The sequence below is a fragment of the Polaromonas sp. JS666 genome (assembly GCF_900103405.1).
In the GTDB taxonomy this organism is placed as follows: domain Bacteria; phylum Pseudomonadota; class Gammaproteobacteria; order Burkholderiales; family Burkholderiaceae_C; genus Polaromonas.
In genome coordinates this window covers 483,087-509,868 of the sequence record NZ_FNHX01000005.1, presented here as the reverse complement: position 1 = coordinate 509,868, position 26,782 = coordinate 483,087, and the positions used below count along the sequence as shown (strand labels likewise).

The following is a 26,782-nucleotide window of genomic DNA, read 5'->3' as shown; positions in this document are numbered from 1 at the left end:
GCGAAAGCGGACCCCATTGCTTCAACCCGGGGTTTTTCAGCGATCGCGCAGGCCGATTTCCACCGTCGGGTAGCGCAGGCGAAGCCGCAGTTCGCGCTTGAGGCGGCTGTTGTCCAGCCGGCGCGATTCACTCATGAAGCTCAGGAGCACCCCGGGCAGCTCTTGCTGGGCGCTGCCGCGTGCCAGGCGCGGCGGCCGCGGCAGGCCGTAAAGGCCGGCCGCCAGGTCGAAGTAGTCGCCCATCTTGAGCTGCGTGTCATCGCTGGCATTGCTGGCGCGCTGCGGCTTGCCGCGCCACAGCGCCGCGAGGCAAGCGCGGGCCAGGTCGTCGGCGTGGATGTGGTTGGTGTAGACGTCGTCTTCCGCGCGCAGCACCGGCGTTCCCTTGAGCAGCCGGCCGCGCGGTGTGCCGCCTTCGCGGTCAGGCGCGTAAATGCCCGGGATGCGCAGCAGATGCACCCGGGTGCCTGTGGCCCGGCCGAACAGCCGCACATGCGCCTCGGCATGCACACGGCGCTGGGCGCGCGGCGTGAGGGCGTTCAGCGGCCGGGTTTCACGCACCCATTCGCCGCCGCAGTCACCGTAAACCCCGCTGGTGGAGGCATAGGCCAGGGAGCGCGGCAGGCTGCGCAACCGCAGGGCGCGCAGCAGGGCCAGTGTGCGCGGGTCGCTGCGCAGCTCGGCTTTGTCGTTCGGGGGCGGCGCCAGGTGCAGCACCCGGGTGGCCAGGCCCGCCAGGCGGCGCAGCGAGGCGCCCTCATCCAGGTTGCCCTGCAGCGGCGTGATGCCCCGGGCCCGCAGTTCGGGCACGCGCGCGGCCGACGAGGTGAGCGCCATGAGCCTGGCGTTGCGCGGCAGCTGCCGGGCCGCGCGCAGGCCCACGTCGCCGCAGCCGACGATCAAAATACGCTCCCGGCGGAAGCGGGAAGGCAGTGCACCTAAAGGACTTAAGTTTGAGGGCAAAATTGGGGGTTGCCGGGAAAACCGGCCGAGTCGAGAACAGTTACCGCAAGGATACCGAATATGAGCTTTAACGTGACCGTGCAGCCCAGCGGCCGGACTTTCATCGCCCAGGTGGACGAAGCCCTGCTGGCCGCCGCCATACGCCAGGGCATAGGCCTGCCCTACGGCTGCAAGGACGGCGCTTGCGGTTCCTGCAAATCCAAAAAACTCGAAGGCACGGTGACCCACGGTGCGCACCAGGCCAAGGCCTTGTCGCCCGAGGAAGAAGCCGCCGGGTTCATCCTCACCTGCTGCGCCACGGCCCATTCCGACGTGGTCATCGAGTCGCGCCATGTGACCGACGAAAGCGCCTTCCCCGTCAAGAAGATGCCGGTGCGCGTCAACAGCCTGGCCAAGGCCTCGCACGACGTGATGGTGGTGCGCCTGCAGCTGCCGGCCAGCGACGTGTTCAAGTACCACGCCGGCCAGTATGTGGAGTTCTTGCTGCGCGACGGCGACCGCCGCGCCTATTCCATGGGCAACGCGCCGCACACCCAGGCCGAGAACCCGGGCGTGGAGCTGCACATCCGCCACATGCCGGGCGGCAAGTTCACCGAGCATGTGTTCGGCCCCATGAAGGAAAAGGAAATACTGCGCATCGAAGGCCCTTTCGGCAGCTTCTACCTGCGCGAAGACAGCGACAAACCCATGGTGCTGCTGGCCTCGGGTACCGGTTTTGCGCCCATCAAGGCGCTGATTGAGCACCTGCAGTTCAAGGGCATCACGCGCCCGGCCGTGCTCTACTGGGGCGGCCGGCGCCCGGCCGACCTGTACATGGACGAGTGGGTGAAAACCAAGACCGCCGAAATGCCGAATTTGCGCTACGTGCCTGTGGTTTCCAACGCCCTGCCCGAGGACAACTGGACGGGCCGCACCGGCTTTGTCCATCAGGCCGTGCTGGAGGATTTTGCCGACCTGTCGGGCCATCAGGTGTACGCCTGCGGCGCGCCCATCGTGGTGGACTCGGCCCAGGCCGCCTACACCGCGGCCGGCCTGCCGGAAGACGAGTTTTATGCCGACTCTTTTGTGACCGAAAAGGAAAAATCCCAGGCGACCGTTCCCGCGGAGACCTGAGCGGGCACAGACAGGCAAGCACCCAACAAACAAGAAGAATAAAAGAAGAAGAAAAAGAAACGCCCCGGCTGATGCATCAGCCGGGGCTTTTTTATGCGCGGGCCAAGGGCGGCGAAGTTCAGCCGGCTTTGGCGGGTGCTGGCGCGACCTGCCGGTCGTGCTTCTGGCGGCGAATGGCGGCGCTGGCGCGGTTTTCTTCGTGTTTGAGTTTGCGGCGTTCGGCCTTGGTGACCTTGCCGTCGGATTTGGCGGCAAGCTTGTCGGCTTCGATTTTGGTCTCGCGCTTGTCGAGCTTGGCCGTCTCCTTGGCGGTCAGCGCGCCTGAGCTGACGCCCTGGTCAATGCGCTTTTCCTGATTGGCCTGGCGCTGGTCGATGCGCGGCGTGGCCAGCGGGTCTTTGGGCGCCGCGGGGGCGGCGGGCGCCTGGGCAAAGGCAAGGCCACCGGTAGCCAGTGCAAGGGCGGCGACAAGGGTGTGAATCTTCATGGGGTTTCCTTGTGTTTGAGGGTTGCGAAAACATGAAGCGGGGGCCTCATGACACCCCAACGCAACGCGGCCGCCGGGCGTCCATGTCTGGCAGGTAAAGATGCTGTAACCGCGATGTTCCCGGCCGGGGGCGTGGCGCGTCAAACTTTTTTGCAACAATAGGGCAATGAATATTCGACCCCTCACCCTCCCCTTCCTGATGGCCAAAAGCCTGGCCGTTGTTTTCATGGCCGGCGCGGCCCTGTCGCCCGCCCCGGCGCTGGCCCAGGCCAAGATCATGCGCATCATCGTTCCCTATGCGGCCGGCGGCCCCATCGACACAACCGCCCGCCTGATGGCCGAGCGCGTGAAAGACTCTCTGGGCACTGTGATCATTGAAAACAAGCCGGGCGGCGGCGGCAACATCGGCGTCGACGCGATCGCCAAGGCCCAGCCCGACGGCCTCACGGTCGGCATCTCGGCGGTGGCCACCCATGCCATCAACCCATGGCTCTACAGCAAGATGCCGTACAACGCGGCCACCGATTTCGCGCCCATCACGCAGATGGTGCGTGTGCCCAATGTGCTGGTGATGAACGCCGACACCGCGCGGCGCCTGAACATCAACACGCTGGCCGACCTGATCAAGTACGCCAAGGCCAACCCGGCCAAGCTCAACTACGCCAGCGGCGGCAACGGCAGCGCGGGCCACCTGGCCGGCGAGATGTTCAAGGCCCAGGCCGGCATCTTCGCGCTGCACATCCCCTACAACGGCGGCAACCCGGCGCAACTGGCACTGCTCAGCGGCCAGGTCGACTACAACTTCGACAACCTCGCCACCGCCTCGGCCAACATCAAGGCCGGCAAGCTCAAGGCTCTGGCCGTGACCACCGCCAAGCGCAGCCCCATGCTGCCCGAAGTCCCGGCGGTCTCCGAGACGCTCAAGGGTTTTGAGATCGACACCTGGTGGGGCCTGGTGGCGCCCGCGGGCACACCCAAGGACGTGGTGGCCAAACTCAACCAGGCCTTTGTCGCCGCGCTGAACTCCCCCGAAGCCAAGACCCGCTTCGCCGCGCTGATGGCCGAACCCGTGGGCAGCACGCCCGAGCAGTTCGGCGCCTTCATGAAAAGCGAACTGGCCAAGTATGAAAAAGTGGTGAAGGCCTCCGGCGCCAAGGTGGACTGACCCGACGCCCATCAAAAAGGCCGGCCCCACGAAAGGGGCCGGCCTTTTTCATTGCTCACCGCCGCCGCGACTCTTAAACCCAGCAGGGGCTGCGGAACCGGCTTTGCCGGGCCGCAGGCGCAGCGGCCCCTTACGTGAGGAAAGGGGGCAGGGAGATGCCGCAGGCTACACGCAGTGAGCGACCGTGGGGGCCACGTTATCGGGTTACTCGGTCGCCGTAACGAATGCTTTTGAGGGAGCCGCCCTCAAACAGCAGCATGGTCATGAACTGCCCATAGCCGGGGTTGTAAGTCCACTCCTCCACCTGCTGGCAGGTGTTGACCGTGACATTGGCTGTGGCGCTGGCCGTTGCGCTGCCGGAGGTGTTGGGCACTGTCGGCGTGGTGACGGGTGCGCTGGAAACGGTTTCCTGCACGGGCTTGCAGAAGCTGTCTTTCATGACGGGCTCACCGCATTTTTGCAAAATGGTGCCCTTGGAGTTGCCGATCTGCGCAAGGTCGCCCTTGCAGCGCAGCGACTGGGCGGAGGCGCCGGTGAACGCGGACGAAGCCAGAAGGGCCACAGCCACAGCGGCGGCGCGGACAAGAAGTCGATTCATTTTTTGTTTCCCCAGAGTTCGGTAAAGATGCGCGTGCGGCGCACCCTTTGAACTTTATGCGCAAAGATTTTGCGCCGCAAGGCATTTGTGGCCCCGGGCCGGCCCGCCGCTGTTACGGCTGTAATGCGCATCCCGCGGCGCCGTGCGGCGCGCGGGATGGCGCATTGGCTTACTCGCCGAGGTAGGCGGCGCGCACGCGCGGGTCGCTGAGCAACTGCTTGGCGTCGCCGTTCATGGTGACGTTGCCGGACTCCATGACGTAGCCGCGATTGGCGATGCCCAGCGCGCGGCTGGCATTCTGCTCGACCAGCAGCACCGTCACGCCGCGCGAAGAAACGTCCTTCACGACCTCGAAGATCTTGTCGACCATGATGGGCGACAAACCCATGGAGGGCTCATCGAGCAGCAGCACCTTGGGCCGGCTCATCAGCGCGCGGCCCATGGCCAGCATCTGCTGTTCGCCGCCGGACATGGTGCCGGCCAGCTGGTCCTTGCGCTCGCGCAGGCGCGGGAACAGCACAAACATCTTTTCGATGTCTTCGGCGATGCCGGCCTTGTCGCTGCGGATGTAGGCGCCCATCTGCAGGTTCTCGGTGATGGTCATGCGGGTGAACACGCCGCGGCCCTCCGGCACCATGGCCAGGCCTTCCTTGACCAGGTCCCAGGCGCCGCGGCCCTTGATGCTTTTGCCTAGGTATTCGATGTCGCCGTCCAGCATCGGCAGGGTGCCGGTGATGGCCTTCATGGTGGTCGTCTTGCCGGCGCCGTTGGAGCCGATCAGCGTGACCAGTTCGCCGTCGTGGACTTCGAAGTCCACGCCCTTGACCGCCTGGATGCCGCCGTAGGCGACTTTCAGGCCGGTCACTTTGAGGAGTGTGTTTGCTGCCATGTTCTTGTTTTCCTTCAATGACCGGTGCCCAGATAGGCGGTGATCACTTTTTCGTCTTTTTGCACTTCGGCGGGCGCGCCTTCGGCGATCTGCTTGCCGTAGTCGAGCACGGTGACGCGGTCGCACAGGCCCATGACCAGCTTGACGTCATGCTCGATCAACAAGATGGTGCGGTTGTCCTTGCGGATACGGTCTATCAGTTCGCGCAGCTGCACTTTTTCGGTGGCGTTCATGCCGGCGGCCGGCTCGTCGAGCGCGATCAGTTGCGGATCGGTGGCCAGCGCACGGGCGATTTCCAGGCGGCGCTGGTCGCCGTAGCTCAGCGTGCGGGCCTTGAAGTCGGCGTATTTGCCGATGCCCACGTAATCGAGCAGTTCCTGCGAGCGCTTGGCGATGGCGGCCTCCTCGTGCTTGAAGCCGGGCGTGCGGAACACCGCGCCCATGAGGCCGGACTGCGTGCGGATATGGCGGCCGACCATCACGTTTTCCAGCGCCGTCATGTCGGCGAAGAGCCGGATGTTCTGGAAGGTGCGGGCGATGCCTGCCTTGGCGACTTCATGCACGGCCGTGGGCTTGTAGGCCTTGCCGGCAAGTTCAAAAGTGCCGCTGTCGGGCGTGTAAAGGCCGGTCAGCACGTTGAATAAAGTGGTCTTGCCGGCGCCGTTGGGGCCGATCAGGCCGTAAACCTGGCCGCGCTGGATGTGGATACCGACATCGCTCAGGGCTTGCAAACCGCCGAAGCGCTTGGAGACACCGGAGACTTTAAGAATGGTTTCGCTCATATCCATTCTCCTTAGGGATTGATTGACTGGATGGGGTCTTTGCCGACGACCTTGTTCAGCGACTTGCCGTGCTCGGCGGAAGGCCAGAGGCCGCGCGGGCGCATCAGCATGATGGTGATCATGGCCAGCGCGATCAGCAACTGGCGCAGGATGGCGGAATCGAGGCGGCCGTCGGTCATGGCCTGCAGCGGGCCGGCCACATGGCGCAGCACTTCGGGCAAGGCGGCCAGCAGCAAGGCGCCCAGGATGACGCCGGGCAGGTGGCCTATGCCGCCCAGCACCACCATGGCGACGATCATGACGGATTCCATCAGGCTGAAGGATTCGGGGGATACAAAGCCCTGGAAGGCCGCGAACATCGAACCGGAGACGCCGCCGAAGGTGGCGCCCATGCCGAAAGCCAGCAGCTTCATGTTGCGGGTGTTGATGCCCATGGCCTTGGCGGCGATCTCGTCTTCGCGGATGGCCATCCAGGCGCGGCCTATGCGGGAGTTTTCCAGGCGGTGGCAGATGACGACCGAGACGATCACCAGCACCAGGAACAGGTAGTAGTACATGGACACCGAGTTGACTTCGATGCCGAAGAACTCATGCGGCTTGCCCAGGTCAAAGCCGAAGAACTTCATCGAGTCGATCTGGTTGATGCCCTTGGGGCCGTTGGTCAGGTTGATGGGGCGGTCCAGGTTGTTCAGGAACACCCGGATGATTTCACCAAAGCCCAGCGTCACGATGGCCAGGTAGTCGCCGCGCAGCTTGAGGGTCGGGGCGCCCAGCACCACGCCGAAGAAACCGGCCAGCGCCGCGGCGGCCGGAATGATGGCCCAGATCGGCAAATGCAGCCCGTTCGGGAACTGCGCCGCGATCCAGGGGAAGGCATCGGCCAGGTGGGGTGAACCGAGCAGCGCGAACAGGTAGGCGCCGACGGCGAAGAAGGCGACATAACCCAGATCCAGCAGGCCGGCATAACCGACCACGATGTTCAGGCCCAGCGCCAGCAGCACATAGAGCAGCGCCATGTCGACAATGCGCACCCAGGCGTTGCCGCCCTGCTGCAGGATCAGGGGCAGCACCAGCAGCGCCGCCGCGACGACCAGGAAGGTCACCAGTTTTTTCGATTGTGTGGAATTCATCAATATTCTCCTTGTGTACCGGATGGAGGGGCCTTCAGGCCCGGTCCGCCACACGCTCACCGAGCAAGCCCGAAGGCCGCAGCGTGAGGACAAAAATCAGCACGATAAAGGCGAAGATGTCGGAGTACTGGCTGCCCAGCACACCGCCGGTCAGCGGCCCGATATAACCGGCGCCAATCGATTCGATCAGGCCCAGCAGGATGCCGCCCAGCACCGCGCCGCCCAGGTTGCCGATGCCACCGAACACGGCCGCCGTGAAGGCCTTGAGGCCGGGCAAAAAGCCCATGGTGTGCTGCACCGTGCCGTAGTTGGAGGCGTACATCACGCCGGCCAGCGCCGCCAGAACGGCGCCGATGATGAAGGTGGCGGAAATGACGGTGTCGGGTTTGACGCCCATGAGTGCCGCCACGCGCGGGTTCTCGGCGGTGGCCCGCATGGCGCGGCCCAGCTTGGTGTAATGCACCAGCCACATCAGCACGGAGAGGGAGACGGCGGTGGCACCCAGGATGAAGAGCTGGGTCACCGTGATGACGGCGCCGCCGACCTGGAAGGGCTCGGTGGGCAGCAGGGTGGGATAGGGTTTGTAGTTGGGTTTCCAGATGATCATGGCCAGTGTCTGCAGCAGCAGCGACATGCCGATGGCGGTGATCAGCGGGGCCAGTTTGGGAGAGTTTCGCAGCGGCCGGTAGGCGATTTTTTCAATCGCGAAGTTCAGGGCCCCGCAGACAACAAAGGCGATCAGCAGCGATATCAGCAAAATCAGCCAGCCCGGTGTGCCCGGCATGGCGCCCTGCATCAGGCCGATGATGGTCCAGCTGGTCAGCGCCCCCACCATCAAAACCTCGCCGTGCGCGAAATTGATCAGGTTGATGATGCCGTACACCATCGTGTAGCCCAGCGCGATCAGGGCATACATGCTGCCCAGGACCAGACCGTTGATGATCTGCTGTAGCAATACTTCCATAACTCACTCTCCCGTCCAATTGATGAAATGCGAACTCCGCCTGGCGGCCGCCGCCCGCCGGGATCACCGGTGGCTGGCGTGAGTTAACAAAAAGCCCGCCTATCAAAACCAGGTAACTGGGTTAGGTGGCGAGCTAATCCGCGAATTGTAGCCATCGGCCTTAAGCGAGAATCGGGCCAAGCAGGCGGTTTTCGCGGGGTTTACCCTTAACATTCAGCGAAACATTGAATTTTAATTTTTCATTAGTTTTCCTTATGTGACTTGCTCTTGAAAATCAAGCCTAATGCGATGCCAGATGGGATGCCAGCCTCGCAGCACTTCGCCGAGCCGCTTGAATAGCGGAAATTTCTCCATTTTTGGATTGCGACATGCGGTTTCATAAATACGAGGCTATCAACGCGGTATTCCTTTGCGGCACCGTCACAGGGGCGGCAAAGATGCTCAATCTTTCGCAGCCGGCCGTGTCCCGCCTTATTTCAAGCGCGGAGACTGAACTCGGCTTCCTCTTGTTTCATCGCCAGCAAGGGCGAATGGCACCGACAGACGAAGCCCAGCAGCTGCGTCCGGCGATTTTGAAAATCATGGAATCGATGAGCCACGCCGCCTCGTTGGCCGCAGGCTTGCGCAACGGCGGTACCAGGCAATTAAGAATCGCAGCCGTCCCTTCGCTGGCCACAGCCGTATTGCCGAGAGCGGTTAAATCATTCATCGGGCAATATCCCAAATGCAAGCTGACACTGGAAACCTACCATTACGACTCCCTTGTTGATGCGCTTCTGGCCGGGCACGTCGATATCGGATTTGTTTATGAACCGGTAGCGCATGCGGCGTTGGCAACCACAGACCTGCTGCAGGCCTTCTTCTGTTCGGTGTCGACATCCAGCTATTTTTCGAAAGCCAAAAAATCCATCACCGTCCAGGACCTTGCTTCCTGCAACATCATCGGATTGAGCAAGGACGACCTTGTCGCGTCGCTGATTGCCCAGACGGACGGGATGGCGGACATTGCGCTCACCCGCAATGTTTCGGTCGAAACCAGCGTGGTGGCCATGCATCTGGCCGCACAAGGGATGGGCGTCGCCCTGGTTGACTCCCTGACGGGGGCACTGGGGAAGCTGCACGGCGCGCAGGTTTTGCCCTTTAGCCCCGAAGTGCCCATACGGGTGGCCGCGATGCACCTGGTCACACACCAGGCCACACTGCATGAGAAAAAGTTTGTTGAGCATTTCGCGGCCCAGGCCCGCCTGATTCAAGCTGGTTGACATCGCAAATCGGGCTCAGTAGTGATCAAAGTAGCGCTGCAGTTCCGTGGCGTCCTGCTTCAGGGTCAGTGCCAGGCTGAGCAATACACGGGCTTTTTGCGGGCTGAGCGTGTCAGAACTTATGCTGCCGAAAGCATCGTCGTCTACTGCGCCGTTGCGCGACACAAGGCCGCTTCCGGTGCGGGAGCTCCTGACGACCGCGACGCCACGCAAAATCGCTTCACGATAAGCCATCTGGTGAATGCTGGAAATCGACCCGTTTCCGGTGCCCGCATGGACAAGGCCGCGTGTGCCACCGTCCAGGAAAGCCCGAATACTTTCGCTACCCGCGCCCGCATAGGCATACACGATATCCACCTTGGGCAGGCTTTGGAGGCCCGACACACTGAAAGGCGAATTAAGCGTGTGGTGGCGCGACGGCATCCGATGAAGTTTGACGTCCCCGTTTTGCATATAGCCGACGCATCCAAATTCCGGACTGCAAAAACTGTCGATCGATGAGGTATGGGATTTGGTCACCTCCCGGGCCGAAAAGATCCGTTCATTTGCCACGACCATCACACCAAATCCTCGCACCTGGGGACTGGCCGCGAGTTGCACCGCCCGCAGGAGATTCAAAGGCCCATCCGCACTGATGGCGGTTGCGGGCCGCATGGCCCCCACCACGACGACCGGCTTGGCCGTCTTCAAAGCCAGATGCAGAAAGTAGGCGGTTTCCTCCAGCGTATCGGTTCCCTGCGTCAGCACAAAACCGTCCGGCTCTTCGGTCTCGTCGAGCCGGGAAATCGCGTGGGCCAGGAGAAGCCAGGTATCGGTGGAAAAGTTTTCGCTGCCCAACTGGCTGATCTGCAGCGCGAGCAATTCGACCTCTTTGGGCAGGTAAGGGGCCAGCGGCGCCAAAGTGTCGGCCGCGGAAAGCTGCGAATCCTGGTAGCTGAGTACGTCGGAGGCGGAACTGGCTTCGCCCGCGATGGTGCCCCCGGTGCCCAGGACGGCAATCCTTGTTTTTCGCATCAATGTTTCAACCATTGCGTTAAAGATGATGGAGCCGCCCCGCTGGTGATCACACTATGGGTCGCGCCGCGGGACGGGTACCAGGAGGGCAGCAGCGGGAATCCGCCGCTGTCTTTTCGCTTGGCGCCTGACTGGCCAAGCGCTGTCACTTCATGGTGACAAGCGTGGTTTTGACACCCTGCGGATAGGTGGACAGCGTGACGGCAGCGTTCTTGCGCTGGCCCGTTCCGTCAAATTCAATATGCCCGGTGATGCCCTCATGCTTTGTCTTGCCGACATAGGCCAGGTACTTGGCGGGCTCCGCAGAACCGGCAGCCCGCATGGCATTGGCCAATATCATGACGTTGTCATAGGCATAAGGTGCGTAAACCACGACATCGGTGCTGTAGGCGGCCTTATAGCGTTGGGCAAAACCAGGGCCTCCCTTCATATCCATCAAGGCTTCGCCGCCGTCGCCGCAGATCACGTTTTTTCCGACCGCCTGCGCACCAAGCTTGGGCAGATCGCCGGTGCAGACACCGTCACCACCCATAAAGGGAAGCTGCCCCATCCCCAACTGGGCCATTTGGCGAAGCATGGACCCCGCCTGTCCATCCAGGCCTCCAAAAAAGACGGCCTGCGCCTTCTTGCCCTTGATCGTCGTCAGGATGGGGGAAAAATCAGTGGCCTTGTCGCTGGTAAATTCACGCGCGACGACTGTTCCGCCCAGCGATTTGAAGGTTTTTTCAAACTCGTCCGCCAGGCCCTGGCCATATGCCGTACGGTCGTCAATCAAGGCGACGTTGTGGATCTTGAGCTTGGTGGCCGCATAAACAGCCAATGCGCTACCTATCATTCCGTCGTGGGCAATGGTGCGGAATGTGGTTTTGTAGCCCAGTTGGGTGAGTTTCGGATTGGAAGCCGCAGGCGTGATGTGCGGAAGGCCTGCTTCGCTGTAGATCCGGGCGGCGGGAATGGTGGTGCCGCTGTTGTTATGCCCCACGACGCCATTGACACCGCTATCAACCAATTTTTGCGCAACGGCGGTCCCCTGTTTCGGGTCGGCCTGATCGTCTTCTGAAATCAGCTCGAACTTCACGGCCTTGCCGCCAATCCTGAACTGGCTGGCATTGAGGTCTTCAATGGCAAGTTGCGCACCACGCTCGTTGTCCTTGCCGTAATTTGCGGCTGGGCCAGACAGCGGGCCGACGATGGCTATTTTTACTTTGTCCTGGGCGAAAGCCGAAGCTGCCGAAACAACGACCAGTACGGAAAGAGCGCTTTTTACGCAATAACTTGACGACATGACGACTCCTGATGAATTGAGGAGTCGGTAGTATCAAGCGGAGGTTTCCCCTTGAGGCATGCGCAGACGGAGCATGCCATGCAGAAAGCGTATGCGCTGTTTTGGGGAACGCCGGCTCGGACCATGGCAGGCCTGTTTCATGGTCCACCGGCGGCAATCGACGCGGGCCGCCTGCGCGCGGCTCATTTCTTCGAGTCGTTTTTTACACGCAATTGCTCGAGCTTTTCGGCAATTTTCATTTCCAGCCCTCTGTTGACCGGCCGATAAAAGCCCGGGGCCTGCATGCCTTCGGGAAAATAGTTTTCTCCGGCCGCGAAGCCGTCTTCCTCGTCGTGCGCGTAACGGTAGTTTTTGCCGTAGTCGAGCTGCTTCATGAGCTTTGTTGGTGCATTGCGCAAATGCAGGGGCACCGGTCGGGTGCCGTCCTTGCTGATAAACGCCTTGGCTTCGTTGAAGGCCTTGTAGACCGCGTTGGACTTCGGTGCCACCGCCAGGTAGATCACGCACTGGGCCAGGGCCAACTCGCCTTCGGGGGAGCCCAGGCGCTCATAGACCTCGGCCGCGTCCAGCGCCAGGCGCAGCGCGCGCGGGTCGGCCAGGCCGATGTCCTCGCTGGCCATGCGCACCAGCCGGCGCGCCATGTAGCGCGGCTCGGCGCCGCCGTCGAGCATGCGCATGAACCAGTAGAGCGCGGCATCGGGGTCCGAGCCGCGCACCGACTTGTGCAGCGCCGAGATGGTGTCGTAGAACTGCTCGCCGCCCTTGTCGTAGCGGCGCAGGCGCTCGCCCAGCACCTTGAGCAGCCAGACGTCGGTGACTTCGCTGACCTTCTCGGCCCTGGCCGCCACGCTGAGCGACTCCAGCGTGTTAAGCAGGCGCCGCGCATCGCCGTCGGCATAGGCCACGAGGCGGTCCACCGCCTGCGCGTCGATGGCGGCGATGGCCGGCAGCGCGTTTTCAGCCAGCACCTTGTCCACGATCTGCTTCAAGTCCGCCTCGCCCAGCGGCTGGAGCACATAGACCACGGCGCGCGACAGCAGGGCCGAGTTGACCTCGAACGAGGGATTTTCGGTGGTGGCGCCTATGAAGGTGAAAAGGCCGCTCTCCACGTGCGGCAAAAAGGCATCCTGCTGGCTTTTGTTGAAGCGGTGCACCTCATCGACGAACACGATGGTGCGCCGCCCGCCCTGGGCCTGCCAGATGCTGGCCTGCTCCACCGCTTCGCGGATGTCCTTGACGCCGCCCAGCACCGCCGAAATAGTGATGAAGTGCGCGTCAAAGCTGCTGGCCATCAGCCGCGCGATGGTGGTCTTGCCCACACCGGGCGGGCCCCAGAGGATGCAGCTGTGCGGCTGGCCGGACTCAAACGCGATGCGCAGCGGCATGCCTTCGCCCAGCAGATGCTGCTGGCCTATGACTTCGCCCAGGTTTTGCGGGCGCAGGCGCTCGGCCAGGGGCTGGTGGGTGGAGGACGCGGCTTTCACAAAGGGCTGGGTTTGGAAGCGAAAAGCGGAGGAAAAAGCGGGAGCAAGACTGACGGCTGCGATGCTAGAGTCTAAGCCACCCACCGGATTCCAGAAGCCGCAGGCAACCAAATGACAGACCCCTACACGATCACACCCGCGAAGCGTGAAGAGCTGGACGTCCTGCTGGGATGGGCGGCCGAGGAGGGATGGAACCCCGGGCTGCATGATGCGGGCTGCTTTTATGCGGCGGACCCGGGCGGCTTTCTGCTGGGGCGGCTGGACGGCGAAGCAGTGGCCGGCATTTCGGTCGTGAAATACGGCAGTGCTTTCGCCTTTCTGGGCCTGTACATCGTGAGGCCTGGCTTTCGGGGCCGCGGCCTCGGCCTGAGGCTCTGGCAGGCAGGCATGGCCACGGTGGCCGGTCGCAATGTGGGGCTGGACGGCGTGGTGGTACAGCAGCAGAACTACCGCAAGTCGGGCTATTCCCTGGCATGGCGCAATATCCGCCAGGAGGGTGCTGGCGGCGACTCGGTGCCCATCGATGCGCGCGCAGTGCCGCTGGCCGGTGTGCCGCTGACCGCCGTGCTCGCCTATGACCAGGCCTTCTTTCCGGATGGGCGGGTCGACTTTCTGCGCTGCTGGATCCAGCAGCCGGGCGGCACGGCCCTGGGCTGGGTTGAGGACGGCACGCTCCAGGGCTATGGCGTGCTGCGGCCCTGCCGCTCGGGCTTCAAGGTCGGCCCGCTGTTTGCCGACAGCACGGCGGTGGCCGATGGGCTGTTCAACGCCCTGAAGTCGGCCGCGGGCAGGGATGCGAAGATTTACCTCGACACACCGCAAGCCAATCCCGAGGCCATGGCACTGGCGCGCCGGCACGGCATGGCGCCGGTGTTCGAGACCGCCCGCATGTACACCGGGCCGGCGCCGGCCTTGCCGCTGCAAAAGCTGTACGGTATCACCACGTTTGAATTGGGTTGAGAGCCTATGCCCCGATGGACTACAGGGCTCGGCCAAGTCGTGTACAACACAAAAGAACGGGTCAATGACTCCCCACTCTTTGAAGGAAACCCCATGCCAAGCCGCGAAACCCTGGAACGATTTATCGCCCGCGTTGAAGAAAACGCCCATGCCCAGGCCATTGAAGAGTTCTACACCGAGAACGCGTCCATGCAGGAAAACCAGGCCGCGCCGCGCGTGGGACGTACCAACCTGGTCACCGGCGAGCGCAAGGTCATGGAAAGGGCGAAATCGCTGACCTCGACCTGCGTGCGCCCCGCCCTGCTCGACGGCGACCACGTGGTGATCCGCTGGATCTTCCGCTTTGAATGGCAGGACGGCAGCCGCACCGAGATGGAAGAACTCGCCTGGCAGCGCTGGGAAGGCGAGCGGATCGCGGAAGAAACCTTTTTCTACGATCCCGCGCAGCGCCTTCCCAAGCCCCCGGTCGCCTAGAACCGGTTTTGTTTACTGCCGGATCACGTCCGCGCCCTTGGGTGGGGTGAAGCGGAAGGTATCGGCCGGCAGATTGGGGTTGACCTCAACCTTGCTGAAGCTCAGCACCGAGCGCTGGCCGAAGCTGTCGGTGATCTCCAGCGCGGCCAGGCCGGAGGATTTTTCGCCGGGGCGAAAGCCCACGCGCACGGACTGGAGCTGGCCTTCCTTGGTCTTGGGCGTGGCCACCACCCATTGCAGGCCGCCGGCATCGGGCGCGGCGGCCAGCGTGAAATCGGCCTGCAGGGCGCGCAAGTCGGGCGCCGCGGCAATCAGGGCCGCGGGGGTGGAGCCCAGCACGCTGGACTGCTTGCGCGAAGTGACCTGGTTCAGGTCCACGTCGTGCAGCCACAAGGTCTGGCCGTCGGCCACGATGCTTTGCTCAAAGGGCTTCTTGTAAATGAAGCGAAAGCGGTTGGGCCGCGAAAACTCGAAGGTACCGGTGGAGGTCTTGCTGCGCGCGGCCTGCCCGTCCCTGGCCGGCGCGGTGACGACCTGGGTAAATTCGGCGCGGCCGCTGCTGACGGTCTTCACGAACGCCTCCAGGCTGTCCAGGCCGTCGGCCCAGGCGGGGTGGGCGCAAGCCGCCACCAGCATCATCGCAAGGTATTTCTTCATGATCGTCACTCCGCCCTTGCGGGCACCAGGATGTCGCGCTGGCCGCTGCCGCTCATGGCGCTGACCAGCCCGGCTTTTTCCATGTCTTCGACCAGCCGCGCGGCGCGGTTGTAGCCGATCTTGAGATGACGCTGCACCAGCGAGATGCTGGCCTTGCGGTTCTTCAGTACGACCTCCACGGCCTGGTCGTACATCGGGTCTTTCTCGCCGCTGCCGCCGTTGCCGCCCTCGCCCAGCAGGTCGCCGTCTTCGCCGTCGACCGTGCCGCCTTCGAGCACGCCTTCGATGTAATTGGGTTCGCCCTGCTGCTTGAGGTAGGCCACCACGCGGTGCACTTCGTCATCACTCACAAACGCACCATGCACCCGGATTGGAAAGCCTGTACCACTCGGCATGTAAAGCATGTCACCCATTCCTAACAAAGCCTCGGCGCCCATCTGGTCCAGGATGGTGCGGCTGTCGATCTTGCTGCTGACCTGGAAGGACAGACGGGTCGGGATGTTGGCCTTGATCAGGCCGGTGATCACGTCGACGCTGGGGCGCTGCGTGGCCAGCACCAGGTGGATGCCGGCGGCCCGGGCTTTTTGCGCCAGGCGGGCAATGAGTTCCTCGATCTTCTTGCCGACCACCATCATCAGGTCGGCCAATTCATCAATCACCACCACGATGTAGGGCAGGCGCTCCAGCGGTTCGGGCTGCTCGGGCGTGAGGCTGAAAGGGTTGTAGATGAACTCGCCCTTGGCCTTGGCCTCATCGATTTTTCCGTTATAGCCGGCCAGGTTGCGCACGCCCAGCTTGCTCATGAGCTTGTAGCGTTTTTCCATCTCGGCCACGCACCAGTTCAGGCCGTGGGCGGCCTGGCGCATGTCGGTGACCACCGGGGCCAGCAGGTGCGGAATGCCTTCGTAGACACTCATCTCCAGCATCTTGGGATCTATCAGCAGCAGGCGCACGTCGCGCGCATCGGCCTTGTAAAGCAGGCTCAGGATCATGGCGTTGATGCCGACCGACTTGCCCGAGCCGGTGGTGCCGGCCACCAGGCAGTGCGGCATCTTGGCGAGGTCGGCCACCACCGCGGCGCCGCTGATGTCCTTGCCCAGGCCTATGGTGAGCAGGGACTTGGCCTCGTTGTAGACCTGCGAACCCAGGATTTCGCTGAGCTTGATGGACTGGCGCTTGGCGTTGGGCAGCTCCAGCGCCATGTAGTTCTTGCCCGGAATGGTTTCGATCACGCGGATCGACACCAAACTCAATGCGCGCGCCAGGTCCTTGGCCAGGTTGACGACCTGCGAGCCCTTGACGCCGGTGGCCGGCTCAATCTCGTAACGTGTGATGACCGGGCCGGGCGCGGCGGCGACCACACGCACCTCGACGCCGAAGTCCTTGAGTTTTTTCTCGATCAGGCGCGAGGTCATCTCCAGCGTCTCGGGCGCCACGCCTTCCTGGCGCTGCAGCGCGCCGTCCAGCAGATCGACCTGCGGCAGCTTGGAATCGGGCATTTCGCTGAAAAGCGGTTTTTGCCGCTCCTTGGCCACGCGCTCGCTTTTGGGAATGTCGACCAGCACTGGCTCAATCAGCACCGGTACCGGGTGGTGTTCCTCGATTTCGATGCGTTCATCGATCAGTGTCTCCTCGCGCTCGCGGGCGGCCAATTTGCCGAAGGCCAGGTCCTGGGCGATTTCGCGCTTTTCGCGGCGCGAATCGATCAGGTTGTCTATCCAGGCGCCGACGCGCAGCGCCACATGGGCCCAGGAAAAACCAAAGACCGCCGACACGGCAATCACACCCAGCGCGATAAACACCAGGCCGGAGCCGGCAAATCCCAGCCACTTCTCGCCCTGGGCGCCGGCCAGGTAGCCCAGCACCCCGCCGGCATGGCCGGGTAGCTTGAATTCAAAACGGTAAAGCCGCGACCACTCCAGCGCCGCACTGGCCAGCAGCAGCAGCAGCAGGCTGAGCCAGAAGCGGATGCGGTGAGACTCCCCGGCCGCCAGGGGTTCGCCGCGCAACCAGCGCGCCAGCGACCTCAGCCAGGCCTGGCCGCCCGCGGCCAGCGCCCACCAGACCGAAAAGCCCAGCAGGTAATAGCTGGCGTCGGCGAGCCAGGCGCCCACGCGCCCGCCCCAGTTGAGGGTCGCGGCATGGCCGCCGGCCACGGCTTGCGCGGTGCCGGAGGTCGACCAGGCCGCATCCTGCGGCGAATAGCTGAGCAAGGCGGCCAGCCAGAAAACCAGGCCGAGCAGGCCCAGGATCAGGCTGACTTCATGGGCAAAGCGTTTGATGCCGCCGGGCGCGCCCGTGGCGGGGGAATTTCTGGAGTTCAGGGTGTCGAGTGAGTAAGTCATGGCTCACTTGAAGCTTACCGCAGTTGAGTGCAAGCCTTGAAGGAGCGCCACGGGCGCCAAACGGGTGGCGGGCGATCGGCCTGGGCGTGTTAACCCAGGGTATGCAGGCGCTCTTTCACGAGGACGGAGCCGTCGTCCCGGGTCTCGATGAAGCCGCGCTCTTCCAGGTCTTTCATGACCCGGCTGACCATCTCGCGCGAGGCGCCGACCATCTTGGCCAGATCCTGGCGCGAGACCTTGTCGCGGATCACGGTGTTGCCGGTGCCGTCGTCGCTGGCGAACTCCAGCAAGGCCCTGGCCACGCGGCCGTACACGTCCATCAAGGCCAGCGACTCGATCTGCCGGTCGGCGTGGCGCAGGCGCTGCACCAGGCCCTTGAGCACGGCATAGGCCATGGAGCTGTTCTCAGGCAGGCAGCGCGCGAATTCGAGGCGGCCCAGGATCAGGGCGTCGGTCTGGATCTCGGCGCGTACCGTGGCCGAATGCGGTTCGTTGTCGATCAGGCTCATCTCGCCGACGTAGTCGCCGGGGTGCATGGTGGCCAGGATGACCTCGCGGCCGCGGGCATCGGTGGTGACGACGCGGGCCCGGCCCGTCAGGATGATGGACAGCGCGTTGGACTTCTTGCCCTGCTCGACGATAGGCTCGCCGCGCTTGAAGCGGCGCTTGACCACCGTATCGGCGACCGAGGCGGCCTGAGCGGCCGTCAAAACGGAGAAAAGGGGTACCCGGCGAATCAATTCCAGGTTGGACACCATCGTCGTCATATCTGATATCTCCCAACCTCACAAACAACGGGACGTCGCGTGAGTTCTTACAATGGCACGTAATTTATAAAACCAAATGCCGCAAAAGTACTACCTCGACGGTTTTACCTTGCGCTGCGCTTATGCGGCACGACTCTACCCGAGTTCTTACACTTTCCCAATCAGTTTTTCAACATGAAACATTCAAGTGTCTTAATCCTTGGCTCGGGGCCTGCCGGCTACACCGCGGCCGTCTACGCGGCGCGCGCCAACCTCAACCCGGTGCTGATCACCGGCATCGCGCAGGGCGGCCAGCTCATGACCACCACCGAGGTCGACAACTGGCCGGCCGACGTGCACGGCGTGCAGGGGCCGGACCTGATGCAGCGCTTCCTCGAACACGCGGAACGCTTCAAGACCGAGATTATTTTTGACCACATCAACAAGGTCGATTTCAGCAAGCGCCCCTTCACCCTGACCGGGGACAGCGGGACCTACACCTGCGACACGCTGATCATCGCCACCGGCGCTTCCGCCAAATACCTGGGGCTGGAGTCGGAAAGCGCCTTCATGGGCCGCGGTGTTTCCGGCTGCGCTACCTGCGACGGCTTCTTCTACCGCGGCCAGGAAGTCTGCGTGGTGGGCGGCGGCAACACCGCCGTGGAAGAGGCCCTGTACCTGTCCAACATCGCCAGCAAGGTCACCCTGGTGCACCGCCGCGACAAATTCAAGGCCGAGGCCATCCTGATCGACAAGCTGCATGAGAAGGTCAAGGCCGGCAAGATCGAGCTCAAGCTGCACCACACGCTGGACCAGGTGCTGGGCGACGCCTCCGGCGTGACCGGCGTGCGCCTCAAAAGCACCCAGAGCGACGCCACGCAGGACCTCAGCCTCAAGGGCTGCTTTATCGCGATCGGCCACCAGCCCAACACCGACATCTTTGCCGGCCAGCTGGAGATGAAGGACGGCTACATCATCACCAAAACCGGGCTACAGGGCTTTGCCACCATGACCAGCGTGCCCGGCGTTTTCGCCGCCGGCGACGTGCAGGACCATGTCTACCGCCAGGCCATCACCAGCGCCGGAACCGGCTGCATGGCGGCCCTGGATGCCCAGCGTTTCCTCGAACAAGCGGAGTAAGTCAAAAATCCCTTATAATTCAAGGCTTTGCTAAATTTGCCCCTTAGTTCCAACAAAAGGGGCCGGTTTGGCAGTCTCGGGTTACCGCCACCCTATTCTGGCGAGGTGAGGCAGGCATGACGACGGGCACAGGGTGCTTTCGGCGTGGCTGCTGTTGAAAATACTGGAGTGCAATATGGCACGCGTATGTGAAGTCACGGGCAAGCGCCCGATGGTGGGCAACAATGTTTCCCACGCCAACAACAAAACCAAGCGCCGGTTCCTCGTGAACCTGCAATACCGTCGTTTCTGGGTCGAAAGCGAAAACCGCTGGGTCCGCCTGCGCGTTTCCAGCGCCGCCCTGCGCCTGATCGACAAAAACGGCATTGATTCCGTGCTCGCAGACCTGCGCGCACGCGGCCAAGCTTAAGGAGCACCATCATGGCTAAAGGCGCACGCGAAAAAATCAAGCTGGAATCCACCGCCGGCACCGGTCACTTCTACACGACCACCAAGAACAAGAAGACCACGCCCGACAAGATGCTGATCATGAAGTTTGATCCCAAGGCACGCAAGCACGTGGAATACAAGGAAATCAAGCTGAAGTAATTCGGCTGTTTCCGCAAAAAACCCGCCGCATCCCGGCGGGTTTTTTTATGGCCGGCGATTTTCTCGCCACCCTCTCCTGCCGGTCGCCGGCCCGGGCTGACGCGCCCAAAACAAAACCGCCCCCGTGGATCAACACGGGGGCGGTTTGAGGAGATACGGCACGCCGGCCCAAGCCGGCAGGCGGGGTGGGTGGCGTCAGGCGCGGGCGGCGCGCAGCTTCAGCGAGAACTCGCGCAGGGCGGCAATACCGCTTTCTTCCGCGCGGTGGCACCAGGCCTGCAGGTCGGTCGCCAGCTGTTCGCGGGAGGCCGAGGTGCTCATCCACATCTGGCGTAGCTCTTCGCGCATGGTGACCATCTTGTCGAGCACGGGGTGCTCGGCGCGGGCCTGGGCCAGTTGCGGCTTGGCGGCCGCGGGCACCTTGTCGTCGTCGCGGTGCAGCCAGCGGTTGGCCGCGCGCAGCACGGACACGTCGGCTTTTTTAGCCTTCAGCACTTCGATTTCGGCCTTGCCGGCACGGCGCAGTTCGCGCGCAAAGCCGGCCATCACTTCGTAGCGGTGGGCGATCAGGGCTTCCAGGGTTTTTTCGTCAGCCACGGGCTGGATGGAACCCAACTGGAGCTTGGGCGGAACCTTCTTCACGGCGGCCAGGCCCATTTTTTCGAGGGCGCGGATGTAAATCCAGCCGATGTCGAACTCATAGGGCTTGACCGAGAACTTGGCCGAGGTCGGGTAGGTGTGATGGTTGTTGTGCAACTCTTCGCCGCCGATCATGATGCCCCAGGGCGAGATATTGGTGCTGGCGTCGGGCGCCTCAAAGTTGCGGTAGCCCCAGTAGTGGCCGATACCGTTGATGATGCCGGCCGCCGTCACGGGAATCCAGGCCATCTGAACCGCCCAGACCGCCAGGCCGGCCGCGCCGAAGAGGGCCAGGTCGATGATCATCATCAGGCCCACGCCCTGCCAGCTGTAGCGGGTGTAGACATTGCGTTCCAGCCAGTCATTGGGCGTGCCATGGCCGTACTTGGTCATGGTTTCCTTGTTCTTGCTTTCGGCGCGGTACAGCTCGGCACCTTCCCAGAACACCTTTTTGATGCCGTGGGCTTGCGGGCTGTGCGGATCTTCAAGGGTTTCGCACTTGGCGTGGTGCTTGCGGTGAATGGACACCCATTCCTTGGTCACCTGGCCCGTGCCCAGCCACAGCCAGAAGCGAAAAAAATGCGAAGGAATCGCGTGCAGGTCCATGGCGCGGTGCGCCTGGTGGCGGTGCAGGTAAATCGTCACGCTGGCGATGGTGATGTGGGTGGTCACCAGGGTGTACAACACGATTTGCCACCAGCTGGCGGCGAGCAGGCCATTTGCCAGCCAGTCGAGGGCGGCATCAAACAAAATCATAAAAATCCTTTAAACAACCTGCTCCAGCCGCCCATCCAAATTTGTCTCCAGGCGCTGCACCAGACAAGGTCTTATTGTAAGGCGAAGCCCTGCAAACACCAAGTCGCCTGAGGTACAAGCGAAGGGGCAAATCAGTGCGAAAAATCACGAATAAATATGTAACACAAGCCTATCTGTCGTCATTTGCCGGCAAAAATATCAGGACTTTTGCCATACTGCAGCGAAAAACCCGTCAGTCTGGTGCAAGTAGGGCCAGAGGCGAAGGTAGGGGCCACGACAGAGTTTTTCGGCATGTTCCACCCCCAGATGGGTCAACAAAGGCCCGATTTCAAGGACGTTAAACCCTGTATTGGCCGCGCTGAAGGCTTCGGCAATCGCCTCGTTTTCTTCGCGCAAAACGCTGCAGGTGGCGTAAACCAGCCGGCCGCCGGGCTTTAAAAGCCGCGCGGCGCTCTGCAAAATCGCGGTTTGTTTGGCCTGCAGCTCTTCGATGGCCTTGGGTGTCTGCCGCCACTTGAGGTCAGGGTTGCGCCGCAAAGTGCCCAGGCCCGAGCACGGTGCATCAACCAGCACCCGGTCTATCTTGCCGGCCAGGCGCTTGATGCGGTCGTCGCGCTCATGGGCGATGGCCACGGGGTGCACATTCGACAGCCCGCTGCGCGCCAGCCGGGGCTTGAGCGCATCGAGCCGGTGTCCCGAGGTGTCAAAGGCGTACAGGCGCCCGGTGTTGCGCATGGACGCGCCCAGGGCCAGCGTCTTGCCACCGGCGCCGGCGCAGAAATCGACCACCATCTCGCCGCGCTTGGCGTCCACCAGCAGGGCCAGCAGTTGCGAGCCCTCGTCCTGCACCTCGATGGCACCGCGCGTGAAGGCGTCCAGCTTGGCCAGCTGGGGCTTGCCGTCTATGCGCAGGCCCCAGGGCGAATACGGCGTGGCGACGGTCTTGATGCCAGCCTTCGACAACTCTTTCTGGACGTCGGCGCGCTTGTCTTTCAGCGCGTTGACGCGCAAATCCAGCCCGGCCGGCGCATTGAGGCTTTCCACCAGCGGCCAGAAATCGTCACCCAGCTGTTCCTTGAGCGGCTCCACCAGCCACTGGGGCAGGTTGTGGCGGTGCAACTCCATCAAGTCGCCTGGCTTGACTTGGTCGCAACGGGACAGCCAGTCTTTCTCCTGGTCGGTCAGCGCGCCCAGCAAAAAATCACGCTCGGCGGCAAAACCCAGGATTGCCAGGCGCCGCTCCAGCGGGCCGCTGCCGTGCTGGGCCAGGTAGGTATAGAGGTTTTTTTTGCGCAGCACGCCGTAAATGGTTTCCGCCACGGTGGCGCGCTCGCGTGGGCCGAGCCGGTAGTCGCGGAAGTAGCGCGAAACCACCATGTCGGCGGGATGATCAAATTTGAGGACCTGCTTGAGAAGCTCGGAACAACTGTCGAGTAAGGCTTTGGGGTGCATGGCCCCATTGTCCCACCCTTGCCGCGCGGCTCAATCCGGTTCAGTCCATGGTGCGCAGGTAGACGGCCTCAAAAGCGTTGCGTTCGATGTCGCCCAGCGTGGGCGAATAACCGGCCCACAGGGCCAGCACGGGGCCCGGCAGGTCCAGCGAGCGCTCCAGGTCGCGGCACAGCGCGTAGCGCGATTCATCGTCCAGCCCCGGCAACTCCAGGAACAGCAGGTAGCAGCGCCTGTGCGCAAATTCCTTGAGGTTTTTGCGCACCAGCCAGGCCCGCGCCACCGGCTTGCAACGCGCGAGCTGGGCCTGCAACTCGCCCTGTTCAAACTGGCTGAGATCGTGGCGCCCTATGGCCTGGAAAAACGGCGTTTCGGTCAGTTCCTCCCAGGCGCGCCCCTCGGCTTCTTCCGCCTGCTTGAGCCGCTCGCGCCACAGGGCCAGGGCCTTTTCGTCAAAACTGCCGTCGACCGCGGGCTGCTCCATCTCAGCCACCGCCACCCGGCAAGCCCACCAGCGGTTGGCCGAGCTGTGCTCGAACAATTGCCCCAGGCAATCCATGCGCAGCGCGCGCTCCGCGGCCGGCAGGCATTGCGCCAGGCCGCGCAGGGCCCCGGCATGGCCGGGCGTCATCTGCAGCGCGCGCTCGTAGTGGCCGCGCACATCGGCTCGCGCGTCCAGGCGGCGCCGCAGGTTGCCCAGTTCGACCATTTCGTCGGCGTTGTTGCGCTTTTCGCTGGAGGCCAAAGCATCGGCACGGGCGCGCACCCGCCCCAGGTAGGCGTGGTGCTGCTTCCAGTCGCCGGCGTTGTCCCTGCACCATTGCTTGTCGAAATGCGCGATCCATTTCGCGCCGCCGTCGCCCAGCAGCGCCAGCGCGGAGCGCGAAGAAGCAGACCATGCCGGCAGGTTTTTGCCGGCTTTCAGCGCCTCCAGCCGGTCGCGCAGGCCCGGGTGGGTGTCGTCCACGTCGCTGATGCGGCGCAGGGCCTGGCGCAGCGACTCGCGGGCGAAATCCCCGGGCGGCGCCAGGCCCAGCAAGGGCCGCATGGCCGCGTACGGCCCCACCGGCAGGGGCTGGGCCGCGGCGGCGCTCCAGTGCTCGGGCCAGAACTCCCTGGCGACCCAGTCGCCCTTGACGGCCAGTTCGGTCAGCGCCGCGGCGGCCACATCTTTGCCCAGCAGCTTTCCGGAGATGCGGTCGGCTTCATATTCATCCTGGCGGGCCAGCGCAAAGGTTTTGGCCGAGAAACGCGGAAAGTACCAGCGCAAAAAGGCCTGCGTGGCCGCCGCCACCGGGCCTTCGTCGTTGCGCAGGCCGTGGTTGAGCATGGCCCAGCTCAGGCGGGTGCGGTAAATCCAGGCGGCGAAACGGCCGTGGTCGCCACGCAAATGGCCGTACTCATGGGCCAGCACGGCCAGAAAACGCGGGCGGTCCAGGGCCATCAGCAGCGGCAGGCCGATATTGAGGTGGTTGACGCCACCGCCGAACAGGCCAAAGCGCGGGTGCTGCCGGATGCTGGCGTTGAAGTCCGCGTCCAGCCGCACGCGGTGTATGGGCGGGCCCTTGATCTTTTTGCGAATGCGCTCCAGCGCCTCAAACAGGGCCGGCGCGTCGGCCGGCTGCAGCACCACGCCCTCCGGCTCGTCAAAACGGCACCACAGCGCCCGCAGGCAGGTCCAGAGCAATCCCCCGGCCGCGACGACCAGGGCGACATAAAAGCCCTTGATGCGCCCGTGCATCATGGCGCTGGCGACCCAGGCCAGGATGCCGGCGGACAGCAGCAGGCAACCGACGACCCAGGCGTAACCAAGCGCTGCGAACGCCGCCACGCTGCGGCGGTAAGCTTTGCTGTCGTCGGCGCTGGCATGCTCGCTCAGGCGCACCAAATGGATGAAATCTGCCCGGTCCATCGGCCCTCCCATTTTTTGTTGGCGACAATCTTACCCATGAACCGAGACCAAGACCCCCAGCGCCTGCCGCCCCTGATTGAGACCCCGCCGGGCCTCTACCGCCACTACAAAGGCATGCTTTACGAGGTGGTCGGCACCGTGCGCCACAGCGAAAGCCTGGAGCCCATGACGCTTTACCGCGCGCTTTACGGCGAAAAAGGCCTGTGGGTGCGGCCCGCCGCCATGTTTAATGAAGAGGTGGTGATAGACGGGGTGAAGCAGCCGCGATTTACCCTGCAACCCGGCCCGGTGCCCGATTAAGCGCCGTCATCGATAATCGTGGGTTATGTCCGAATCCACCGAAATCGAAAAACAGGTCAAACGCCGCCGCACGTTTGCCATCATCTCCCACCCCGACGCGGGTAAAACCACGCTGACCGAAAAGCTGCTGCTGTTCTCGGGCGCGATCCAGATCGCCGGCAGCGTCAAGGCCCGCAAGGCCGCGCGCCACGCCACCTCCGACTGGATGGAGATCGAAAAGCAGCGCGGCATCTCGGTGGCCAGCTCGGTCATGCAGATGGAATACCGCGACTGCGTCATCAACCTGCTGGACACCCCCGGCCACCAGGACTTCTCGGAAGACACCTACCGCGTGCTGACCGCCGTGGACGCGGCGCTGATGGTGATCGACGCGGCCAACGGCGTCGAGCCGCAGACGCGCCGCCTGCTGCAGGTCTGCCGCGCGCGCAACACGCCGATCCTGACCTTCGTCAACAAGATGGACCGCGAGGTGCAGGACCCGATGAGCGTGATGGACGAGATCGAGCGCGAACTCGGCATGACGGTCATCCCCTTCACCTGGCCGGTCGGCATGGGCAAGCTGTTTCACGGCGTCTATGACAGGCGCGAGGACCGCATGCGCGTCTTCAGCCCCGGCGAGGAAAAAGCCGGCGGCGACGACGAAATCCTGGCCGGCCTGGACAACGCCGAGGCCGCCAAACGCTTCGGCGCCGAATACGCCCAGGCCCAGGGCGAGATCGAACTGGTGGCCGGCGCCACGCCCGAGTTCGACCGCGCCGAATTCCTGGCCGGCAAGCAGACGCCCATGTTTTTCGGCTCGGCCATCAACAACTTCGGCGTGCAGGAAGTGCTGGATGCGCTGGTCGACCTGGCACCCGCGCCCGCCGAGCGCGGAGCCATCCAGCGCGTGGTGCACCCCGAGGAGAAAAAATTCTCCGGCGTGGTGTTCAAGATCCAGGCCAATATGGACCCGGCCCACCGCGACCGCATCGCCTTCCTGCGCGTGGCCAGCGGCGAGTTCACGCGCGGCATGCGCCTGAAAGTGGTGCGCAGCGGCAAAGAGCTGCGGCCCAACACCGTGGTGAGTTTCATGAGCCAGCGCCGTGAGCTGCTGGACACCGCCTTTGCCGGCGACATCATCGGCATCCCCAACCACGGTGTGCTGCAGCTGGGCGACACGCTGACCGAAGGCGAGGCCCTGCAGTTCACCGGCCTGCCCTTTTTTGCGCCCGAAATGTTCCGCGCCGTCGAGGTGGCCGACCCGCTGCGCAGCAAGCAGCTGCGCGCCGGCCTCACCCAGCTCGGCGAGGAAGGCGCGATCCAGGTGTTCCGCCCGATTGCCGGCTCATTGCTGCTGCTGGGCGCGGTCGGCCAGCTGCAGTTTGAAGTGGTCGCCCACCGCCTGGAGCATGAGTACGGCGTCAAGGCGCGCATCATGGGCAGCAATTTCAACCTGGCGCGCTGGGTCACCAGCGACGACGCCAACGAGCTGAAAAAATTCATGGACGCCAATGCCCACCGCGTGGCACTGGACGCCGTCGATGCGCCCACCCTGCTGGTGGACCACAGCGCCACGCTGCGCGCCGTGGAGCAGCAATGGCCCAAGATCAAGTTTCACGCGCTGCGCGAGCACGCCGGGCTGGTGTTCCAGTCGAAGATGTAAACGCCGGCGCTTCGCCAGAACGCAAAACGGGCGCCAGC

At 63.5% G+C, this 26,782-nt stretch carries 26 protein-coding genes; 10 read left to right on the top strand and 16 right to left on the bottom strand.

Translation table 11 applies throughout. The annotated features are described in order from the left end of the window. Positions 1-36: 36 nt before the first annotated feature. A complete protein-coding gene (locus BLQ85_RS15960; RefSeq protein ID WP_074578198.1) occupies positions 37-963 on the bottom strand; it encodes an NAD-dependent epimerase/dehydratase family protein in 927 nt (308 codons plus the stop codon). 60 nt (positions 964-1,023) lie between these two features. Here BLQ85_RS15960 and BLQ85_RS15955 point away from each other — a divergent pair, with 60 nt between their 5' ends. After that, on the top strand, positions 1,024-2,076 hold the full coding sequence (locus tag BLQ85_RS15955; protein ID WP_074578197.1) for a CDP-6-deoxy-delta-3,4-glucoseen reductase: 1,053 nt from the start codon (positions 1,024-1,026) through the stop codon (positions 2,074-2,076). Positions 2,077-2,194: 118 nt separating this feature from the next. Here the strand turns inward: BLQ85_RS15955 and BLQ85_RS15950 are convergent, their stop codons facing one another. Next, positions 2,195-2,563 (bottom strand): hypothetical protein, encoded by a 369-nt coding sequence (locus tag BLQ85_RS15950; protein ID WP_074578196.1) that lies wholly within the window; start codon positions 2,561-2,563, stop codon positions 2,195-2,197. Between the two features lie 166 nt (positions 2,564-2,729). On the opposite strand from BLQ85_RS15950, the gene BLQ85_RS15945 reads away from it, so the two are divergent. Then, positions 2,730-3,728 carry a Bug family tripartite tricarboxylate transporter substrate binding protein gene (locus BLQ85_RS15945; RefSeq protein ID WP_139201014.1) on the top strand — a complete coding sequence of 333 codons (999 nt, stop codon included), beginning with the start codon at positions 2,730-2,732 and terminating at the stop codon, positions 3,726-3,728. Between the two features lie 196 nt (positions 3,729-3,924). Here the strand turns inward: BLQ85_RS15945 and BLQ85_RS15940 are convergent, their stop codons facing one another. From BLQ85_RS15940 to BLQ85_RS15920, 5 genes are all read right to left on the bottom strand, one after another. Next, complete coding sequence (locus tag BLQ85_RS15940) at positions 3,925-4,326, bottom strand: DUF2845 domain-containing protein (RefSeq protein ID WP_074578194.1); 402 nt, start codon at positions 4,324-4,326, stop codon at positions 3,925-3,927. A gap of 169 nt (positions 4,327-4,495) precedes the next feature. Then, entirely contained in the window at positions 4,496-5,215 is a 720-nt protein-coding gene (locus BLQ85_RS15935) for an ABC transporter ATP-binding protein (protein ID WP_074578237.1), read from the bottom strand. Between the two features lie 14 nt (positions 5,216-5,229). Then, a complete protein-coding gene (locus BLQ85_RS15930) occupies positions 5,230-5,997 on the bottom strand; it encodes an ABC transporter ATP-binding protein (RefSeq protein ID WP_074578193.1) in 768 nt (255 codons plus the stop codon). Positions 5,998-6,008: 11 nt separating this feature from the next. Then, positions 6,009-7,127, bottom strand: coding sequence for an ABC transporter permease subunit (locus BLQ85_RS15925; RefSeq protein ID WP_007863161.1), 1,119 nt, complete (start codon positions 7,125-7,127; stop codon positions 6,009-6,011). Positions 7,128-7,161: 34 nt separating this feature from the next. Then, the gene (locus tag BLQ85_RS15920) at positions 7,162-8,091 is read right to left on the bottom strand and encodes a branched-chain amino acid ABC transporter permease (RefSeq protein WP_074578192.1); all 930 of its coding nucleotides are present in this window, start codon (positions 8,089-8,091) and stop codon (positions 7,162-7,164) included. A gap of 368 nt (positions 8,092-8,459) precedes the next feature. Between BLQ85_RS15920 and BLQ85_RS15915 the strand changes: the two genes are divergently transcribed. Then, the gene (locus BLQ85_RS15915; RefSeq protein WP_074578191.1) at positions 8,460-9,353 is read left to right on the top strand and encodes a LysR family transcriptional regulator; all 894 of its coding nucleotides are present in this window, start codon (positions 8,460-8,462) and stop codon (positions 9,351-9,353) included. A 15-nt stretch (positions 9,354-9,368) separates the two neighbouring features. Here the strand turns inward: BLQ85_RS15915 and BLQ85_RS15910 are convergent, their stop codons facing one another. From BLQ85_RS15910 to BLQ85_RS15900, 3 genes are all read right to left on the bottom strand, one after another. Continuing rightward, positions 9,369-10,382, bottom strand: a complete 1,014-nt coding sequence (locus tag BLQ85_RS15910) for an asparaginase (RefSeq protein ID WP_083336878.1) — start codon at positions 10,380-10,382, stop codon at positions 9,369-9,371. 130 nt (positions 10,383-10,512) lie between these two features. Continuing rightward, the gene (locus BLQ85_RS15905) at positions 10,513-11,652 is read right to left on the bottom strand and encodes a branched-chain amino acid ABC transporter substrate-binding protein (protein WP_074578190.1); all 1,140 of its coding nucleotides are present in this window, start codon (positions 11,650-11,652) and stop codon (positions 10,513-10,515) included. 182 nt (positions 11,653-11,834) lie between these two features. Then, complete coding sequence (locus BLQ85_RS15900) at positions 11,835-13,136, bottom strand: replication-associated recombination protein A (protein WP_074578189.1); 1,302 nt, start codon at positions 13,134-13,136, stop codon at positions 11,835-11,837. A gap of 111 nt (positions 13,137-13,247) precedes the next feature. Here BLQ85_RS15900 and BLQ85_RS15895 point away from each other — a divergent pair, with 111 nt between their 5' ends. Both BLQ85_RS15895 and BLQ85_RS15890 read left to right on the top strand, forming a co-directional pair. Continuing rightward, positions 13,248-14,096: a GNAT family N-acetyltransferase gene (locus tag BLQ85_RS15895; protein WP_074578188.1), complete on the top strand. Its 849-nt coding sequence runs from the start codon at positions 13,248-13,250 to the stop codon at positions 14,094-14,096. Positions 14,097-14,189: 93 nt separating this feature from the next. Next, positions 14,190-14,570, top strand: a complete 381-nt coding sequence (locus BLQ85_RS15890) for a nuclear transport factor 2 family protein (protein WP_074578187.1) — start codon at positions 14,190-14,192, stop codon at positions 14,568-14,570. A 12-nt stretch (positions 14,571-14,582) separates the two neighbouring features. Here the strand turns inward: BLQ85_RS15890 and lolA are convergent, their stop codons facing one another. The 3 genes from lolA to BLQ85_RS15875 form a co-directional block, all read right to left on the bottom strand. Further along, positions 14,583-15,227: an outer membrane lipoprotein periplasmic chaperone LolA gene (gene lolA / locus BLQ85_RS15885; RefSeq protein ID WP_074578235.1), complete on the bottom strand. Its 645-nt coding sequence runs from the start codon at positions 15,225-15,227 to the stop codon at positions 14,583-14,585. A 5-nt stretch (positions 15,228-15,232) separates the two neighbouring features. Continuing rightward, entirely contained in the window at positions 15,233-17,572 is a 2,340-nt protein-coding gene (locus tag BLQ85_RS15880; protein ID WP_074578186.1) for a DNA translocase FtsK, read from the bottom strand. A gap of 89 nt (positions 17,573-17,661) precedes the next feature. Continuing rightward, positions 17,662-18,339 (bottom strand): Crp/Fnr family transcriptional regulator, encoded by a 678-nt coding sequence (locus BLQ85_RS15875; protein WP_007863182.1) that lies wholly within the window; start codon positions 18,337-18,339, stop codon positions 17,662-17,664. A gap of 174 nt (positions 18,340-18,513) precedes the next feature. On the opposite strand from BLQ85_RS15875, the gene trxB reads away from it, so the two are divergent. The 3 genes from trxB (at position 18,514) to rpmG (ending at position 20,046) form a co-directional block, all read left to right on the top strand. Continuing rightward, the gene (gene trxB / locus BLQ85_RS15870; protein ID WP_074578185.1) at positions 18,514-19,458 is read left to right on the top strand and encodes a thioredoxin-disulfide reductase; all 945 of its coding nucleotides are present in this window, start codon (positions 18,514-18,516) and stop codon (positions 19,456-19,458) included. Between the two features lie 175 nt (positions 19,459-19,633). Further along, positions 19,634-19,867, top strand: a complete 234-nt coding sequence (gene rpmB, locus BLQ85_RS15865) for a 50S ribosomal protein L28 (protein ID WP_007863184.1) — start codon at positions 19,634-19,636, stop codon at positions 19,865-19,867. An 11-nt stretch (positions 19,868-19,878) separates the two neighbouring features. Further along, positions 19,879-20,046 (top strand): 50S ribosomal protein L33, encoded by a 168-nt coding sequence (rpmG, locus tag BLQ85_RS15860; RefSeq protein ID WP_007863188.1) that lies wholly within the window; start codon positions 19,879-19,881, stop codon positions 20,044-20,046. 195 nt (positions 20,047-20,241) lie between these two features. Here the strand turns inward: rpmG and BLQ85_RS15855 are convergent, their stop codons facing one another. From BLQ85_RS15855 to BLQ85_RS15845, 3 genes are all read right to left on the bottom strand, one after another. After that, positions 20,242-21,441, bottom strand: coding sequence for a DesA family fatty acid desaturase (locus BLQ85_RS15855; protein WP_074578184.1), 1,200 nt, complete (start codon positions 21,439-21,441; stop codon positions 20,242-20,244). A gap of 198 nt (positions 21,442-21,639) precedes the next feature. Further along, positions 21,640-22,893 (bottom strand): RsmB/NOP family class I SAM-dependent RNA methyltransferase, encoded by a 1,254-nt coding sequence (locus tag BLQ85_RS15850; protein ID WP_074578183.1) that lies wholly within the window; start codon positions 22,891-22,893, stop codon positions 21,640-21,642. Positions 22,894-22,933: 40 nt separating this feature from the next. Next, positions 22,934-24,802 (bottom strand): M48 family metallopeptidase, encoded by a 1,869-nt coding sequence (locus BLQ85_RS15845; protein WP_074578182.1) that lies wholly within the window; start codon positions 24,800-24,802, stop codon positions 22,934-22,936. 36 nt (positions 24,803-24,838) lie between these two features. On the opposite strand from BLQ85_RS15845, the gene BLQ85_RS15840 reads away from it, so the two are divergent. Both BLQ85_RS15840 and BLQ85_RS15835 read left to right on the top strand, forming a co-directional pair. Beyond that, positions 24,839-25,102, top strand: a complete 264-nt coding sequence (locus BLQ85_RS15840) for a DUF1653 domain-containing protein (protein WP_074578181.1) — start codon at positions 24,839-24,841, stop codon at positions 25,100-25,102. A 25-nt stretch (positions 25,103-25,127) separates the two neighbouring features. Continuing rightward, positions 25,128-26,744 carry a peptide chain release factor 3 gene (locus BLQ85_RS15835; RefSeq protein ID WP_074578180.1) on the top strand — a complete coding sequence of 539 codons (1,617 nt, stop codon included), beginning with the start codon at positions 25,128-25,130 and terminating at the stop codon, positions 26,742-26,744. Positions 26,745-26,782 lie beyond the last annotated feature (38 nt).